The following is a 14642-nucleotide window of genomic DNA, read 5'->3' on the forward strand; positions in this document are numbered from 1 at the left end:
CCTTGGGCAGGGCAGTTCCTCACATCATGCGGAACTGCCCTCGCCTCACGATCCAGGGTTCGACTGAAGCTGCGGGTCGGCCACGAGGATCCGTCCGTCGACCGTGCCCAGGAGCAGGTGCCCGGGATCGGCCACGGTCAGGGACAGGACCACAGTCGGGATGCCGTCCACTGTGAGGAGGGTGCGCCACCGGAGCGTCCCGCTCGCGGCGTCGAGCGCCACGACCTCGCCGGAGGTGAGGGCGGCGAAGACGGTGTCGCCGTCGGTGTCCAGTGCGGTGGCGGGGTGATCGGTGGTGAACAGCCACTGCAGCGCACCGTCCGGGTAGCCGCGCCGGATGATGTAGACGCGCCCGTGCCGCAGCGGGCGGCTGTTGTAGATCCTGCCAGCGTGGACGAGGGCCTCACCGCTCTCGCCGGTCAGGCGGAGGGCCGGGCCCCCGGAGAGGTGGTCGATGCGGTCGGTGTCCCAGCTGAGCGGGAACAGCCGGCGCGCCTGCGGCCCACCGCCCCCGCAGTCGCGCGGGTCGACGGCCACGACCCACTTGTCCTTCCAGTGCTCCTTCTTCCCGCCCTGAAGGAAGAAGAGTTCGGGACTGTGCCGGACCGGGAAGTAGTGAGGTCACGCCGCGATCCGTGAAGGCACGGGCCATCTGGTCGGTGCGGTACCGCAGTTCGGGGGAGTCCAGCGGGCTAAGGGCGGCGAACCCGGCCTCGTAGGCCGGCCGCACCACCCCGGGACGCTCGAACATCTCGTCCCACGCGTCCGCTGTCGTGTACGAGTCGAATATGTCGGCCATGACGAGACGTTATGGACGATCGGGTTCGGCCGTGTGACGGCCGCACTACCGAAAGCGCCTCATCCCAGCTCAGGTGTGCCGTGGCCGTCGCCCTGCCAGACGTGCGCGCCGCGGTTTGACGTGCCGACACGGAGTGGGCCGCCCGTGGGCGGCCCGCTGTGCTCGGGCGGGTGGTTGTCAGGCTTTGCCCTGGAGTCGCCAGATCTGGTTCTTCTTGGTGCTCAGGACGCTGCCGGTGTCGCAGGTCCACTGGTGGATGAGGGCACCGGGGGCGGTGGAGATGGCGGTGACGTCGACGCACTTGCCGCTGTGGGCGGCGACGAGCTGGTAGTCCTGGCTGTTGCCGAGGGCGGTGACGGGGCGCAGGGTGAACTGCTGGTTGGTGCCGCTGTTGCAGGTCCACTGGCCGATGGCTGCGCCTTCGGCGGTGGAGGCGCTGAAGACGTCGAGGCACTTTCCGCTGAGTTCGTTGACGACGGTGTAGGTGCTGGCTTTTCCGGCGACGGGCTTGAGGTCGAGCATCTGCTGGTAGCCGCCCTCGCAGGTGTACTGCTGGTACTGGGTGCCGTTGGCGGTGCTGAGGTCGGTGTCGTCCAGGCACTGGCCGCTGTTCGCGCTGACGGCGACGGTGGAGATGGTGGTGTTGGACGGCGGGAGGAGGGTGAGGGTGTAGCCGTCCTTGGCGTTGGTGTAGGGGACGGTCACCGAGGCGGCGTTGTTGCCGACGGTCAGGTTGGTGTCGGAGACGGTGACCGGGCCGGTGACGGCGTTGCCGTCGGGGACGCGCTGCAGGACGGCGCGGACACGGCCGTTCTGGACGACGGAGGTGGTGCCCAGGCCGGTGAGGTTGACGGTGACGTTGCCGGTGTTTCCGTTGGAGCCGAGCAGGATCTTGGCGTTGCCCGCGGTGTTGTCCTTGGCGGCGAGGCCGTCGATGCCGTTGCCGGGAACCAGGTTGACGATGTTGCCGGTCTGCGAGCCGTAGTAGCGGTACATGAACCACTCACCGCGCGGCAGGTACTGGCCCGAGCTGTTCTTGGTCAGCAGGTTCGCCTCGTAGTCGTGCAGGGCGTTGCCGGAGCCCCAGTTGCCGCGCAGGCCGTCGGAGCCGGCCCGCTCCAGGCGGCCCATGAACCAGGCGCCGCCGCCCGAGGTCTGCTGGGAGAGCGCCGCGTACTCGTTGATCTGGTACGGGCGGGTGTTGGTCAGGCCGTGCGCGGCGAGGGTGGAGTTTGCGCTCGAGACTCCGGGGACGGGGTCGGCGGGCTCGTCGTGCCAGCTGTAGATGTCCGGGGCGACGTGGTTGGTCTTGACGTAGTCGAGGTAGGTGTTCCACCAGCCGTTGGAGGAGGTGGGCTGGCCGGCGATGCTGGGGCCGACGATGAGCTGGCCGGGGAACTCGGCCCGGACGGCGGCATAGAAGCGGGACCACATCTGCAGGTACTGGGCCTGCGAGGCGCCCCAGAAGCCGCGGCCGTCGGGTTCGTTCCACAGGTCCCACTGAACCGTCATGCTGTTGGCCTTGACGTCGGAGAAGAGCTGGTGGAGGAAGTTGTCGAACTGCGTCCAGTTGCCGTTGTCGCCGGGCCAGCCCACGGTGGTGGTGCTGTCGGCGCCCCAGAGGTCGTGCGGCAGGAGGATGAAGGTGCCGCCGAGGGCGGCGGTGCGCTTGTACTGGGCCAGGGTGGCGTTCCAGCGGGTCTGGTATTCGGCGAGGCTGGTGGCGTAGCCGCCCTTGTTGAGCTGGGCGCCGCCGGCCCGCATGAAGTGCCACTTGATGTCGGTGAAGAAGTGGTCCTGGGGCAGCGAGCCGTTCGGCGTCATCCCGTAGATCATGCCGGAGGCATGGTACGTGGGGGCGCCTCCGGCCGTGGCGAAGTCCACGGTGACGGAGGTGTCGGCGGCATGGGCCGAGGTGCCGGGCAGCACGGTGCCGCCGACGGCGGCGAGCAGGGCCGCCGCCAGCGTGGCTGTTCTGCGACCCGCTCCGGAGCGGGTGCGCACGAGGGGGGTCAGGCGCATGGCGCTCTCCCATGGTGGGTGGGGCTCCCGGACCGGGGCGGCCCGGGAAGTCTGGGGTGTCCCGGCGCAGGCGACGGCTCGCCGGGACGGGCATGGACGGCTCAGCGGGGCAGGGTGTCGCTGAGGTCGGTGAGCGGGGCGCGCTCGCGGCGATTGGTGTGGGCTTCCGCCAGGAGGAGGTAGGCGGCGGCAGTCCAGGTGTACGCACGGTCGCGCAGTCCGGCGCCGGTGAGGGCGTCGAAGTTCTCGGCGAACCCGGAGGCCTCGCACAGCGCCCGGAACCGTGTGCTGATCTCGTCGGCCAGTTCCACGTGCCCGGCGCGGCGCAGGCCGTCCTCGATCAGGACGGTGGAGGGGGCCCAGATCGGGCCGCGCCAGTAGCCGTCATCCTGGTAGTGCGGGGAGTCAGGAGCTTCGGTCGCCAGCCCGTACGGCGTGAGGCGTTCCCCGATGCGGCGGGCGAGGACGGCGCTGATCTCCTCGGGGAGGTGGCCGCCCAGCACGATGGGCATCAGGTGCAGCAGGCTACGGCTGGTCCAGGTGTCGTCGCCGTCGGCGGCGCGGGCGAGGAAGCCCTCGCCGCTCCACAGCTCCTCGATCATCGCGCTCTGGGTCTCGGCGGCGGTACCGCGCCAGGCTGCGGCCTGGTCGTGCCACCCCAGTTCGGTGGCCAGGTCGGCGAGTTCGTGCAGCTGCAGGACGAGGAAGGCGGCCAGGTCAGCCGTGACGACCACCCGCGCCGGATCGAAGACGGTGGCGTTGTCCCAGCCGCTGTCGTTGCCGTGCTGGTAGTGGGGCAGCCGGCTGCCGGGGGCGCGTCGGTTCTCCAGCCAGAAGGAGGTCCAGCGCGCCAGCCGGTCGTGGATCGCGGCCAGCTCCTCGTGCGAGGGCGGCTCGGGGAGGCGACGGCGCAGGCTGTGCATGGCCCAGCCGTGGATCGGTGGTTTGACGAAGTTGTACAGCACTTCGGAGTGGGTGACGGAGTCCGGGAGCGCGCCGGTCTCGTCCTGGTGGTCGAAGGGCAGCGAGAACTGGTCCCGGGCCAGCGAGGGGCGGCCCCCGGCGAGGGCGAGAGCGTTGAAGCAGTGGTCCCAGCTCCAGACCTTGTCCATCCAGTGCTTGGACATCAGTACCGCGGGCCGGGCGAGGAACCCGGCCGGCCGAACGGTAGCCGACCAGAGCACGTACGCGGCCAGTTCGGCGGCCGGGGTGTCCGGCGAGCGCCAGGGCGCGACCTCGTCGACGAAGTCGGCGAAGGACTGCTGCGCAGCGGCCGCGACCGCGTCGAACCCCGAGGCCGCCGTGAACGGCGCACGGGCGCTGTCGAGTTCCTCGATCGCCGCCTCCCAGTCCTCCTCGGCACCGGCCTCGCACGCCAGCACCAGTCGGCGGTCGGCGCTGCCCAGCACCTGGGCGCCGACGACCTCCTCCACTCGGCCGCGCAGCAGGGTGACCCGGTACCGGCGTCCGGTCTCGTAGCTGGTGAAGACGTACGAGCCGTCGACCGGGTCGTGGTAGAAGTAGGTGCCGCCGAACGGGGTGAGCTGCGGAGCGGCCGATTCGATCCGCAGTGCCGCCCCGGTGCCGCGAAGCCGTACGGTGTCGGGCGACTGGTAGGCCAGGTCGATCCGGCTGGTGGGGTGATCCCAGCTGAGCATGCCGGGTGTCGCCAGGAGGGCGGCATCGAGCCCGGCGCGGGTCGCCGCGTCGACGGGCACCAGGCGCAGGATCGGGTGGAGACCGGTCTGATGGGAGATCAGGTGCAGGTCCTTCGCGCGGGCGTGCTGCGCAACGACGCGTGAGAAGCAGAACCAGGACCCGTACGTGCTGAACGGGATCTCGTCGACGGGGAAGGCCTGGCTGGTACGGGCTTTGGTCATGGACAGGGGACTCGTTTCTGTGACAGGAGCGGGGTGTCTGCGGGGCGGGCCGTCAGTCCTTGACGGCTCCGGCGGTCACCCCTGCGGCGACATACCGCTGGGCGAGTACCAGCACGAGCGCGGCGGGCAGCGAGGCGACCACGGCGGTGGCCATGATCGCGTTCCACTGCTGGTTGTTGTTGCCTATGTAGTGGTAGATGCCGAGCGTGATCGGCTGCTGAGTGCCGCCGCCGTCGAGGGTGCTGGCGAAGACGAAGTCCGACCAGGCCCACAGGAAGGCGAACAGCGAGACCGTGACCACCGCGTTGCGGCTCATCGGCAGCACGATGGACCAGAAAGTCCGCAGGTGGCCGGCGCCGTCGGTCTTCGCCGCCTGGAGGAGCTCGCCGGGGATGCCCGACATGAACGCGGTGAAGATCAGGACCGCGAAGGGGACGGCGAGCGTGGAGTCGGCCACGATCAGGCCCAGGACGGACTGCAGCATGCCCAGGTTGAGACAGATGGCGTAGAAGCCCATCGCCATGATGATCCCCGGCACCATCTGCGCGGCCAGCAGCAGGAAGCTGAGCACCCCGCCGCCGCGCGGACGCAGTTTGGCCAGGGCGTACCCGGCGGGTGCGGCGAGCAGCACGGTGAGTACGACCGTGCCGAGCCCGATGACCAGGCTGGTGCCGAGGTAGGGCAGTTGTTGGTCCAGGACGGCGCGGTAGCCCTCCAGGGTGCCGCCGGTGGGAAACAGGTTCGGCGGGCTCTTGCGCATGTCCTGATCGCGGGTGAACGAGACGTTGACCATCCAGTAGACCGGGAAGAGCATCGCCGCGGTCAGCAGCACCCCGATCGCCGTCTTCCACCAGGCGGAGCCGGTGGGTCGTCGTGCCGTCATGCGCTGTCCTGCCTTCGCTGGAGGCGGATGTAGATCAGGCCGAAGGCCAGCGCGGTGAGGACCAGCAGGTTGCCGACCGCGGCGCCCGGGCCGAAGGCGGGCAGCAGGTTGCCGAAGCCCAGGCGGTACGACCAGGTGGCCAAGGTGGTGGAGGAGTCGTTCGGTCCGCCCTTGGTCATGATCCAGATGATGTCGAAGACCTTGAGCGTGTAGATCAGGCCCAGCAGCAGGGTGATCGCGGACACCGGCCGCAGCAACGGGAAAGTGATGTGCCGGAACCGCTGCCAGGCGCCGGCCCCGTCGAGGGACGCCGCCTCGTAGAGGCTGTCGGGGACGGCCTGCAGCCCGCTGTAGAGGACCACCAGGTTGAACGGGACGCCGATCCAGATGTTGGCGACCGTCACCGACACCAGCGACCAGGTGGGTGAGGTGAGCCAGTCCACCGGGCCGATGCCGACCGCGTGCAGGGCGGCGTTGACCACCCCCGAGTCGCTGTTGAGCATCCACGCCCAGGTGGAGCCGGACACGATCAGCGGCAGCAGCCAGGGCACCAGGAACAGCGCCCGCAGGGTGGCCGACAGCGGGAAGTGGCGGACGAAGAAAACCGCCAGGGCCAGGCCGATGGAGTACTGACAGGCGAGCGAGACGGTGGTGAAGAGCACGGTGTGGAGCAGTGCGGGGACGAAGGTGGGGTCGTCCACGACCGTCCGGTAGTTCGCCAGGCCGGTGAACGGCGCGTCGCCCTGCACGAAGGAGCGCACCGTGTAGTTCCTGAGGCTGAGGTCGATGTTGCGGTAGAGCGGGTAGGCGTAGAAGAGGACCAGGTAGATGGTCACCGGTGTGAGGAAGCCCCACGCCGCCCACTGCCCGGAGCGGGGTCGGCGGCGCGCCGTCGGCGGCGTGTCGGTCATGGTCGGGCCTGTGATCCTTTTGCTCGTGGAGACCTTGAGCTAGCGGACGGCGGACTGCGCTGCCGAAAGCGCGTCCTGCGGTGACTTCGATCCGCTCAGGGCGGCCTGGACGGCGCCCCACAGGGGCTCGGAGATCTTGGGGTACTTCGTCCCGAGGTTGTCGCTCGTGCGTCCCTTCGCGGCCTTGACCGCGTCCACCCAGGACTTCAGCTCGGCATCGGCGGCCACCTGCTTGGACTGAACGGCCTCGGTCGGCGCGATGTAGGACAGCGTCTGGTCGGTGGTGAAGGAGCTGTCGGCGCTGGTCAGACAGGTGACGATCTTCTGGGAGACGGAGTAGCGGTCGGTCTTGGCCTGCACCGGGACGGTGACGAACTCCCCGCCGGTGGGGGCGGCGGCGGTGCCGCCGTTGCTTGCCGGGACCGGGATGACGCCGTAGGCGAAGCCGGCCTTCTTCGCGTTGGCCAGCTGCCAGGTGCCGTTCTCCGCGAAGGCGTACTGACCGGTGGCGAACTCCTGCCAGCTGGTGGTCTGGGTGTTCTGCAGCACCGAATTGGGGGCGTAGCCGCTCTTCAGCCAACCGGTCCACAGCGACAGGGCGGAGGCCGCTTCGGGCGAGTTCAGCTTGGTGAGCTCCGCGCCGGAGCCCCAGAACCACGGCAGGAACTGGAAGCTGCCCTCCTCCGTGCCGATCGCCGAGAAGGTGATGCCCTTCCTTCCGACCGCCTTGACCTTGGCCAGCGCAGCGGTGAGGGAGGCCCAGTCCTTGACCGACGAGATGTCCACCCCGGCGGCCGTGAGGACGTCCTTGTTGTAGTACAGGGCCAGGGTGTTCGCGCCGATGGGCGTGCCGTAGGTCCTGCCGCCCGTCTGCCCGCCAGCCAGCAGGTTCGGTGCCGCTGCCGAGGTGTCGATCTTGTTGACGTCGGTGCTGGTGAGCGCCCCCGCCTCCGCAAGGGTGGAGACCACCGGGTTGTCGACGACGAGCACGTCGGGAGCGTTGTTCTGCTGGGCCGCGAGCAGCGCCTTGTTGGTCAGATCGCTGGTGTCGAACGTGGTGCGCTTCACCGTCACGCCGGCCTGGCTGCCGCAACTGTCCAGCAGCTTCGCCCACGGGGATGCGGCGTCGAACTGCGGGTACGGGTCCCAGATGGTGTAGGTGCCGGTGCCTGCCGCACCGGTGGTGGTGCCGCCACCGGAGGAGCAGGCGGCGGTGGTGACGGCGAGGGCGGCCGCGGTCAGGACAGCGACGGTCAGACGCCGTCCACTGGATCTGGGCATGAGGTCGTCCCTTTCGAGCTGGTGTGGCTGGCTGCGGTGGGCGGGAGTGCCTGGCGGACTGCTCCGCGAACCGGGGTATCGGCCAAGGGAGTTGAGGCCAGCCGAGGCCTGTCGAATCGATACCGCGAATCGGTTCGACGAACATAGGCCTGCGGAAGATGACCGTCAATACTCCCTGCAGGGGCGCGCGGCACGCCGCCAGCCTTTGGAAACGGCACCGCCCGGCTTGACCGGCCACGCCGACCGCACTAGCGTCAAACGAATCGATTCGACCGCGCGAACGGTCCTGTGCCCTTTCAGGAGAGCGATGAACATCGGGGAGATCGCCCGTCGGGCAGGCGTGTCGCGCAGTACGGTCTCCTACGCGCTGAGTGGCAAGCGCGCCGTGTCGGATGCGACCCGCAGGCGCATCCAGGACGTCATCGACGAACTCGACTACCGACCGAACGCCGCCGCCCGGGCCCTCAAGGAAGGCCGCACCCGCACCCTAGGGCTCGTCGTCCCCCCGGCCGGTACCCGCCTCACCCACATGCAGCTGGACTTCGTGGCCAGCGTGGTGGAAGCCGCCGCCCGGGCCGACCTCGACGTGCTGCTCTCCCCCTCCGGCGGCGACCACGACCGTTCCTTCGAGCGCCTGATCTCAGGCCGCCGGGTGGACGGGGTGATCCTCATGGAGATCCGCTTGGAGGACGCCCGGGTCACCCGGCTGCGCAAGGCGGGTCTGCCGTTCGTCGGCATCGGCCACACCGCCCGGGACGACGACATGTGCTGGATCGACGTCGACTACGCATCGTTGATCGCCCGCTGCGTCCACCACCTCGCCGACCTCGGACATCGGACCGTTGCCCTGATCAACCGCTCGCCCGAGCTGGTGGCGAGCGGCTACGGCCCCGGCCTGCGGGCAGCCGAGGGCTTCGCGGCCGCAGTTGCGGAGCGGGGCATCGCCGGCTACGCGTACCTGTGCGGCGATGACACCGCCTCCGGGCACGCCGTCATCGAGCGCATCCGCGCGGAGCACCCGGAGGTGACCGGCATCGCCACCCTCAACGAGGCCGCGCTGTCCGGGATATGGCATGCCCTCGAGGACGCCGGGCTGCACGTGCCCCGCGACGTGTCCGTCGCCGGAGTCGCCGCGGCCCAGTGGGCCGAGGACTTCCGTCCACCGCTCACTTCTGCCGACGTCCCCGCCCAGCAGATGGGCACCCAGGCCGTGGAACTCCTCGTCGAGCGCATCGCCGCCCCCGAGACCCCGCCGCGCCACATCCTGCTCACCCCGCCCATCTCGCTGCGCGCCAGCACCGGTCCGGCCACCGCCCTGCCCGGGGGCGCCCCGCGGTGATCGACCGCTCTGACGGAACGACGGGAACGACAGGGCGCTCGGCGGGTCGACCGTTCCGACGCCCTGTCGTTCCCGTTCCGATCAGACTGCGGTGAAGGTCCACTGCAGGTTGGTACTGCCGTTCACGGCCCACTGCTTGGTGACGGAGCCGGAGGCGACGTCACCCCCGCCGTCGAGGGCGAGGCCGGTGGTGCGGTTGGTGATCCAGTACCGGCCGTCGCCGCGGTGGGTGATCTGCCACTGCTGGTTGGTACCGCCGTTCCAGGCCGCCTGCTGGGCGACGGAACCGTTCGCGGTGGCGCCCCACCCGTCGGCGACCGTGCCGTTGGTGCGGTTGACCAGTTTGTAGTAGCCGTTGCCGAGCTCGACGGCCTGCCACTGCAGGTTGTTGCTGCCGTTCCAGGTCCATTGCTTGAGGTCGGCCCCGCTGGGGACGCCACCGCCGCTGTCCAGTACCAGTCCGTCGGTGACGTTGGTGAGCCGGAACCAGGTCCCCGGATTGAACTGCACCTTCAACGAGGCGACCGCGTCGTTGTTGCCGGTCACCCGCAGATCGGGGTTGTCGGCGGTGAAGGTCCACGCGGTACCGGTGAAGTTGTCACCGGAGTAGCCGACGATCTGGTAGCCGGGCGCGAGCCGCAGCGAGGACAGGCTGAGGCTCGACAGTCCGGCCCGCACCAGCTGGTCGGCGGTGTAGTTGCCGAGGCTGAGCACCGCGGAGCCGCCGGAGTACTGGACGTCCTGGTGGACCACGGCGCCGGCGAGGGGCTGCAGGGGCGGGATCCGGCCGGAGAAGCTCAGCTTCACCACGTACGCCAGGGCGGAGAACGGCGCCGAGGACGACGGCAGGGTCAGATGCAGCCCGGCGGAGTCCTGGGTCGGCGCGGGCAGGTTGACGTAGCTGCCGGCGGTCGAGTCGAGCAGCTGCGCCGAGGTGAGCGAACCGACGTTGATTCGGGCGGAGTTGAGCGTCGAGATGGTCAGTCCGCTGCCCGGCCAGCCGAGCACGGTCGCGTACAGGACGGTGCCCGCCTTGTTCCGGGTGAACCGGATGTCCTGGGCGTTGCCGGCCTTCGGGGTGGTGAAGGAGCCGCCACCCATCTTGGTCGGGCCCTCGCCGTACGCGGTCCAGGCCCGGGTGGAGTAGATCGACTCCCCGAAGCGGCGCAGGTGGTCGCCGATCCCGAGGAGGACGTCCTTCTGCGCCTGGGGAATGGTGCCGTCGGCCATCGGCGCGATGTTGAGCACCATGTTGCCGTTCTTGCTGACCCGGTCGATCAGCGAGTGCAGCAGTTGCTGGGTGCTGTAGTAGCCGATGCCGGCGGTGTAGCACCAACTGGAGCTGGAGATGCTGTCGTCGGTGAGCCAGTACGGCGCGGTGATGTCGGCCGGGCCGCCCCGCTCGAAGTCGAAGACCTCGCCCTGGCCGTGGCCGTCGAAGCCGTCCTTGTAGGTGGCGACGACCTCGCGGCCCCAGGAGTCGGCCTGGTTGTAGTAGTACGAGAGGAAGTTGAGCCGCTGCGCCTCGTCGATGGCGTCGAGCTTGAAGTCCTGCCAGAGGATGTCCGGCTGGGCGAGGTCGATGACCTCCTTGAGCTTGTCGTACCACAGCTGGTTCTCGGCCGTGCGGCCCAGCTGTCCGTACAGCTTCTTCAGGCTCGGGTCGGACTGCGTCGGCACGTGGTCGTAGTAGCCGTTGAAGTTGTACGCGTGGTGCATGGCCACCAGCAGCTTGAGGCCCTTGGCCCGGATGGCGTCGGCGAACAGCTTCAGCAGGTTGAGCTGCGGGCCCTTGGCGGCCGAATTCCACTCGTTGGCCGCACTGTTCCACATCGAGAAGCCGTCGTGGTGCTCGGCGACCGGGCCGGCGAACCGGGCTCCGGCGTCGGCGAACAGCTGCGCCCACTCGTCGGGGTCGAAGTTGCCGCCGGCGGACTTCAGCTTCGGCATGAACTTGGTGAAGCTGCCGTTGAGGTCGTTGGCGCCGTTGATGAAGTTTTGGAACGGCCACGCCGACGGGTCGCCGAAGGTGGCGACGTGGTGTTTGTTGGCGTTGCTCCCGCCGACGTACATGTTGCGCGGGTACCACTCGTTGTCGTAGGCAGGGACGCTGAACGCCCCCCAGTGATGGTAGATGCCGAACTTGGCGTCCCGGAACCACTCCGGGGCCGCCGGGTGCTGGTCCACCGAGCCCCAGCTCGGGGTGTACGCGGTCGCCGCCCCGGCGGTTCCGGCCCCCAACGCACTGCCTGCGACCGCGGCCGCCACGACGCCTGTGGCGGCCGTCAGGAACCGGCGTCTGTTCATCTGGATCACGCGAGGTCTCCCCTCACCGATGGGTGGGTGTGATCGCCGGTGCCGACCGCTTGCCAGGACGTCCCGGACCCAGCCCGGTGTGGCCAGAAAGGGAGTCGGACACCGATGGCGGTGCGAAGACGGAGAGGATCCAGCCGCTGCCTGGGCGGACGAGACCGCGGCGAACCAGTCGGATGGACCCCACCATCCCTTGCGATGATGCAAAGGCATGTCCCTGTCACAGCAGAGGAGAGACATAGGATGAATGTATAGAGCTCATCCGCGCGACTGTCCAGGTTTCTGACAGGAGTTCGGACGGTTGTGGGGCAAGCAAAGACTCGGTCGCCCAGTGGGCCTCTTAAACATAGGATGTCCTGCTGTGCTGTCGCCCCGGATGGTGGACCCTTCTGAGAGGGCGGTTCGTGAGGTGATCTCCGTTTCGAGGTGAGATCGGGTCAGGGCTGCCGGTCGCGGGCTTCCGTCGGCTGCTGCTTCCTGGTGAAGCTGCCGCTGTCGGCCTCGGACGGCGAGGCCGGCACCCCGGCAGTGGTCGCCGGCGTGCTGAGCGGGCGGGTCAACCCGTCCGGGCGGCTGCCGGTCTCCATCCCCACGCACCCCGCCGTCCAGCCGTCCACCTACCTGGCGGCCCGGCTGGCGCAGGCCGGCGACGTCTCCAGTACCGACCCGACAGCAGCCTTCGGCTTCGGACACGGGCTCGGCTACAGCAAGTTCGGGACGGCGTTGCCGGCCTGGCACTTGGCGAGCTAGGCCACCATGTAGACGGCCTTGTCGCGGCAGACGGTGTCGCCCGTTCCCGCGTACGCCTGGGCCCAGGCGCTGAGGAAGTGCCCCTGCACGTGGGTCCGGAAGGGGAACGACGGCGCGTCCCAACCTCCGGTCGCGGTAGCGGCGTTGGTGGACAGCCGGTGGTTCGCGCGGAAGTTGTACAGCAGGCGGTCGACGTCGACGAAACGCAGGTGCGCCAGGGTGCGGTCCTGGTTGTCGCGCAACCGGCCCGCGCAGAGCCGGATCTGGCCGAGGTCGAAGGGCTGCGTCGAGGAGTCGACGGCTTCGGCCGCCTCGGCGGCGGCCGGGCGAGGCCGAGTCCGACGGCCGGTGCGAGAGGCAGCGCGCCGGTGGCCTTAAGCAGGCTGCGGCGGTTCAGGGGAGCGGGCGACATCGCGGGATCTGTTCCTTCCGGGTGGGGGAGGAGGCCACGCCAAGTCTGTTAGCGCTAACAAAAATCGGGAGACGGAGACGGGACGGCCGGGTGGGTGAGCGAGTGGTAGAAGTGACGTCGAAGGACAGCCGGGGCACAGAGAGTGCGAAATCCGACCTTTCGACGGGTGTCACGTTTATAGGCCCGGCGTCCGTACTATCCCGTCCAGAGGCGTGACAGAGCTGCATAGTTGCCCGTGTCGGATGTCTTGACGGCGTGTCGACGGATGGTGATAGTGGGGAGTCGCTTGACGTGGGCCGCCTACCCCCCTCAGGGCCCCAGTCTGCCCTCGCTCGCAGTTGCAGATTGTGAGCGCTAACAAGTTAGCTCTCTTTCCCTCGCCCGTGCAGGAGCTTCCATGACCTACCATCGGTTAATCCGCCGTGCCCGGAAGACCGTTCTCTGGGCCGCTCTGACGGCCGCCCTCACTGCCGGTGTACTGACCGGTACCGCCACCACCTCGCAGGCGGCCACCCAGGGTCCGTGCGACATCTACTCCGCCGGCGGCACGCCCTGTGTGGCGGCGCACAGCACCACGCGGGCGCTGTACGGCTCGTACGGCGGTGCGCTCTACCAGGTCAAGCGCAGCACGGACGGCGCCACGAGGGACATCGGCGTGCTGAGCGCGGGCGGGTACGCCAACGCCGCCGCGCAGGACGACTTCTGCGCCGGCAGCAGCTGCGTGATCACGGTCATCTACGACCAGTCGGGCAAGGGCAACCACCTCACCCAGGCGCCCGCCGGCGGTGCGGCCGGCGGGCCGGACAACCTGGCCAACGCGGTCGAGGCGCCGGTCACGGTCGCCGGCCACAAGGCGTACGGCGTCTACGTGGCCCCCGGCACCGGCTACCGGAACAACCACACCAACGGAATCGCCGTCGGCGACCAGCCGGAGGGCATGTACGCGGTCCTGGACGGCACGCACTACAACGGCGGCTGCTGCTTCGACTACGGCAACGCCGAGACCAGCAGCAATGACACCGGCAACGGTCACATGGAGGCCGTCTACTTCGGCAACATCAAGGTCTGGGGCTACGGCACTGGCAACGGCCCGTGGGTGATGGCCGACCTGGAGAACGGCCTGTTCTCCGGCGTGAACACCCGCTTCAACGCCAACGACCCGAGTGTCAGCGACCGCTTCCTGACCGCGATCGTCAAGGGCGCGCCGAACCAGTGGGCGATCCGGGCGGGCAACGCTCAGGCGGCCGGGCTGTCCACGTACTACAGCGGGGTGCGGCCCAACGCATCGGGCTACAACCCGATGCACAAGGAGGGCGCGATCATCCTCGGCATCGGCGGCGACAACAGTAAGGGCTCGGCGGGTACCTTCTACGAAGGCGTGATGACCTCCGGCTACCCCTCGGACAGCACCGAGAACGCCGTCCAGGCCAACATCGCCGCCGCCGGCTACAGCAGCGCCGCCACCGGCACCGGCACGCTCACCCCGGGTTCGCGCGTGTCGCTGCGAGCCACCACCGCGTGCTGCACCGGCGACTACCTCACCCACGACGACGCGGACGACAAGGTCGCCATCTCGGCCGTCAGTTCCTCGAGTTCGTCGGCCCTCAAGGCCGACGCCACCTGGGTCGTCCGCGCCGGACTGGCGAACAGCTCCTGCCTCACCTTCGAGTCGGTCGACAAGTCCGGTCAGTTCCTCCGGCACTACAACTACGCGCTCCACCTCAGCGCGGACGATGGGGGAAGCCTGTTCGCCCAGGACGCCACTTTCTGCCCCACCGCAGGCAACAGCGGGACGGGCACTTCCCTCCGGTCGATGAACTACCCGACGAAGTACCTGCGCCACTACAACTTCGTGGTCTACGTCGCCAGCAACGGCGGAAGCAACGCCTGGGACAGCAGCGCCAGTTGGGCTGCCGACACCAGCTGGCTGGTCGCCCAGCCCTGGAGCTGACCCGAGCCGCTCGGCGGTGGGGGGGGGGGAGGGAGGGGGGGGGGCGCCCCCCCCCCCCCCCCCCCTCCCCCCCCCTCCCCCACGGGGGGGGGAGGGGTGGT

At 69.2% G+C, this 14642-nt stretch carries 10 protein-coding genes and 1 pseudogene; 3 read left to right on the top strand and 8 right to left on the bottom strand.

Annotated elements, in window-relative coordinates; genetic code table 11:
* Positions 1-45: 45 nt before the first annotated feature.
* From ACFQ87_RS22210 to ACFQ87_RS22235, 6 genes are all read right to left on the bottom strand, one after another.
* Positions 46-537: a PQQ-binding-like beta-propeller repeat protein gene (locus ACFQ87_RS22210; RefSeq protein ID WP_380612526.1), complete on the bottom strand. Its 492-nt coding sequence runs from the start codon at positions 535-537 to the stop codon at positions 46-48.
* Between the two features lie 439 nt (positions 538-976).
* Positions 977-2821, bottom strand: a complete 1845-nt coding sequence (locus ACFQ87_RS22215) for an RICIN domain-containing protein (protein ID WP_380612527.1) — start codon at positions 2819-2821, stop codon at positions 977-979.
* A gap of 101 nt (positions 2822-2922) precedes the next feature.
* A complete protein-coding gene (locus ACFQ87_RS22220) occupies positions 2923-4701 on the bottom strand; it encodes an amylo-alpha-1,6-glucosidase (RefSeq protein ID WP_380612528.1) in 1779 nt (592 codons plus the stop codon).
* Between the two features lie 52 nt (positions 4702-4753).
* Positions 4754-5584, bottom strand: a complete 831-nt coding sequence (locus ACFQ87_RS22225) for a carbohydrate ABC transporter permease (protein ID WP_380612529.1) — start codon at positions 5582-5584, stop codon at positions 4754-4756.
* A complete protein-coding gene (locus tag ACFQ87_RS22230; protein ID WP_380612530.1) occupies positions 5581-6495 on the bottom strand; it encodes a carbohydrate ABC transporter permease in 915 nt (304 codons plus the stop codon). The genes ACFQ87_RS22225 and ACFQ87_RS22230 overlap by 4 nt, the downstream gene beginning before the upstream one ends.
* 39 nt (positions 6496-6534) lie before the next feature.
* Positions 6535-7776 (bottom strand): extracellular solute-binding protein, encoded by a 1242-nt coding sequence (locus ACFQ87_RS22235; RefSeq protein ID WP_380612531.1) that lies wholly within the window; start codon positions 7774-7776, stop codon positions 6535-6537.
* Positions 7777-8083: 307 nt separating this feature from the next.
* On the opposite strand from ACFQ87_RS22235, the gene ACFQ87_RS22240 reads away from it, so the two are divergent.
* Positions 8084-9115 (top strand): LacI family DNA-binding transcriptional regulator, encoded by a 1032-nt coding sequence (locus ACFQ87_RS22240; protein ID WP_380612532.1) that lies wholly within the window; start codon positions 8084-8086, stop codon positions 9113-9115.
* 81 nt (positions 9116-9196) lie between these two features.
* On the opposite strand, the gene ACFQ87_RS22245 is transcribed toward ACFQ87_RS22240, so the two are convergent.
* Positions 9197-11422, bottom strand: a complete 2226-nt coding sequence (locus tag ACFQ87_RS22245) for an alpha-L-fucosidase (protein ID WP_380612562.1) — start codon at positions 11420-11422, stop codon at positions 9197-9199.
* 513 nt (positions 11423-11935) lie between these two features.
* On the opposite strand from ACFQ87_RS22245, the pseudogene ACFQ87_RS22250 reads away from it, so the two are divergent.
* Positions 11936-12142: pseudogene (locus ACFQ87_RS22250) on the top strand (glycoside hydrolase family 3 C-terminal domain-containing protein); the annotation flags it as partial.
* A gap of 32 nt (positions 12143-12174) precedes the next feature.
* On the opposite strand, the gene ACFQ87_RS22255 reads toward ACFQ87_RS22250, so the two are convergent.
* Positions 12175-12420, bottom strand: coding sequence for a beta-L-arabinofuranosidase domain-containing protein (locus ACFQ87_RS22255; protein WP_380612533.1), 246 nt, complete (start codon positions 12418-12420; stop codon positions 12175-12177).
* 567 nt (positions 12421-12987) lie between these two features.
* Between ACFQ87_RS22255 and ACFQ87_RS22260 the strand changes: the two genes are divergently transcribed.
* A complete protein-coding gene (locus ACFQ87_RS22260; RefSeq protein ID WP_380612534.1) occupies positions 12988-14541 on the top strand; it encodes an alpha-L-arabinofuranosidase B in 1554 nt (517 codons plus the stop codon).
* The last annotated feature ends 101 nt before the right edge of the window (positions 14542-14642 follow it).

Origin of the sequence: Kitasatospora sp. NPDC056531 (assembly GCF_042794375.1) — a bacterium.
In the GTDB taxonomy this organism is placed as follows: domain Bacteria; phylum Actinomycetota; class Actinomycetes; order Streptomycetales; family Streptomycetaceae; genus Kitasatospora.

What these genes read in the sequence shown, in the direction of transcription:
- ACFQ87_RS22215 (WP_380612527.1), bottom strand. Translation starts at nt 2,821, where the DNA reads ATGCGCCTGACCCCCCTCGTGCGCACCCGCTCCGGAGCGGGTCGCAGA.
- ACFQ87_RS22235 (WP_380612531.1), bottom strand. Translation starts at nt 7,776, where the DNA reads ATGCCCAGATCCAGTGGACGGCGTCTGACCGTCGCTGTCCTGACCGCG.
- ACFQ87_RS22225 (WP_380612529.1), bottom strand. Translation starts at nt 5,584, where the DNA reads ATGACGGCACGACGACCCACCGGCTCCGCCTGGTGGAAGACGGCGATC.
- ACFQ87_RS22230 (WP_380612530.1), bottom strand. Translation starts at nt 6,495, where the DNA reads ATGACCGACACGCCGCCGACGGCGCGCCGCCGACCCCGCTCCGGGCAG.
- ACFQ87_RS22260 (WP_380612534.1), top strand. Translation starts at nt 12,988, where the DNA reads ATGACCTACCATCGGTTAATCCGCCGTGCCCGGAAGACCGTTCTCTGG.
- ACFQ87_RS22240 (WP_380612532.1), top strand. Translation starts at nt 8,084, where the DNA reads ATGAACATCGGGGAGATCGCCCGTCGGGCAGGCGTGTCGCGCAGTACG.
- ACFQ87_RS22245 (WP_380612562.1), bottom strand. Translation starts at nt 11,422, where the DNA reads ATGAACAGACGCCGGTTCCTGACGGCCGCCACAGGCGTCGTGGCGGCC.
- ACFQ87_RS22220 (WP_380612528.1), bottom strand. Translation starts at nt 4,701, where the DNA reads ATGACCAAAGCCCGTACCAGCCAGGCCTTCCCCGTCGACGAGATCCCG.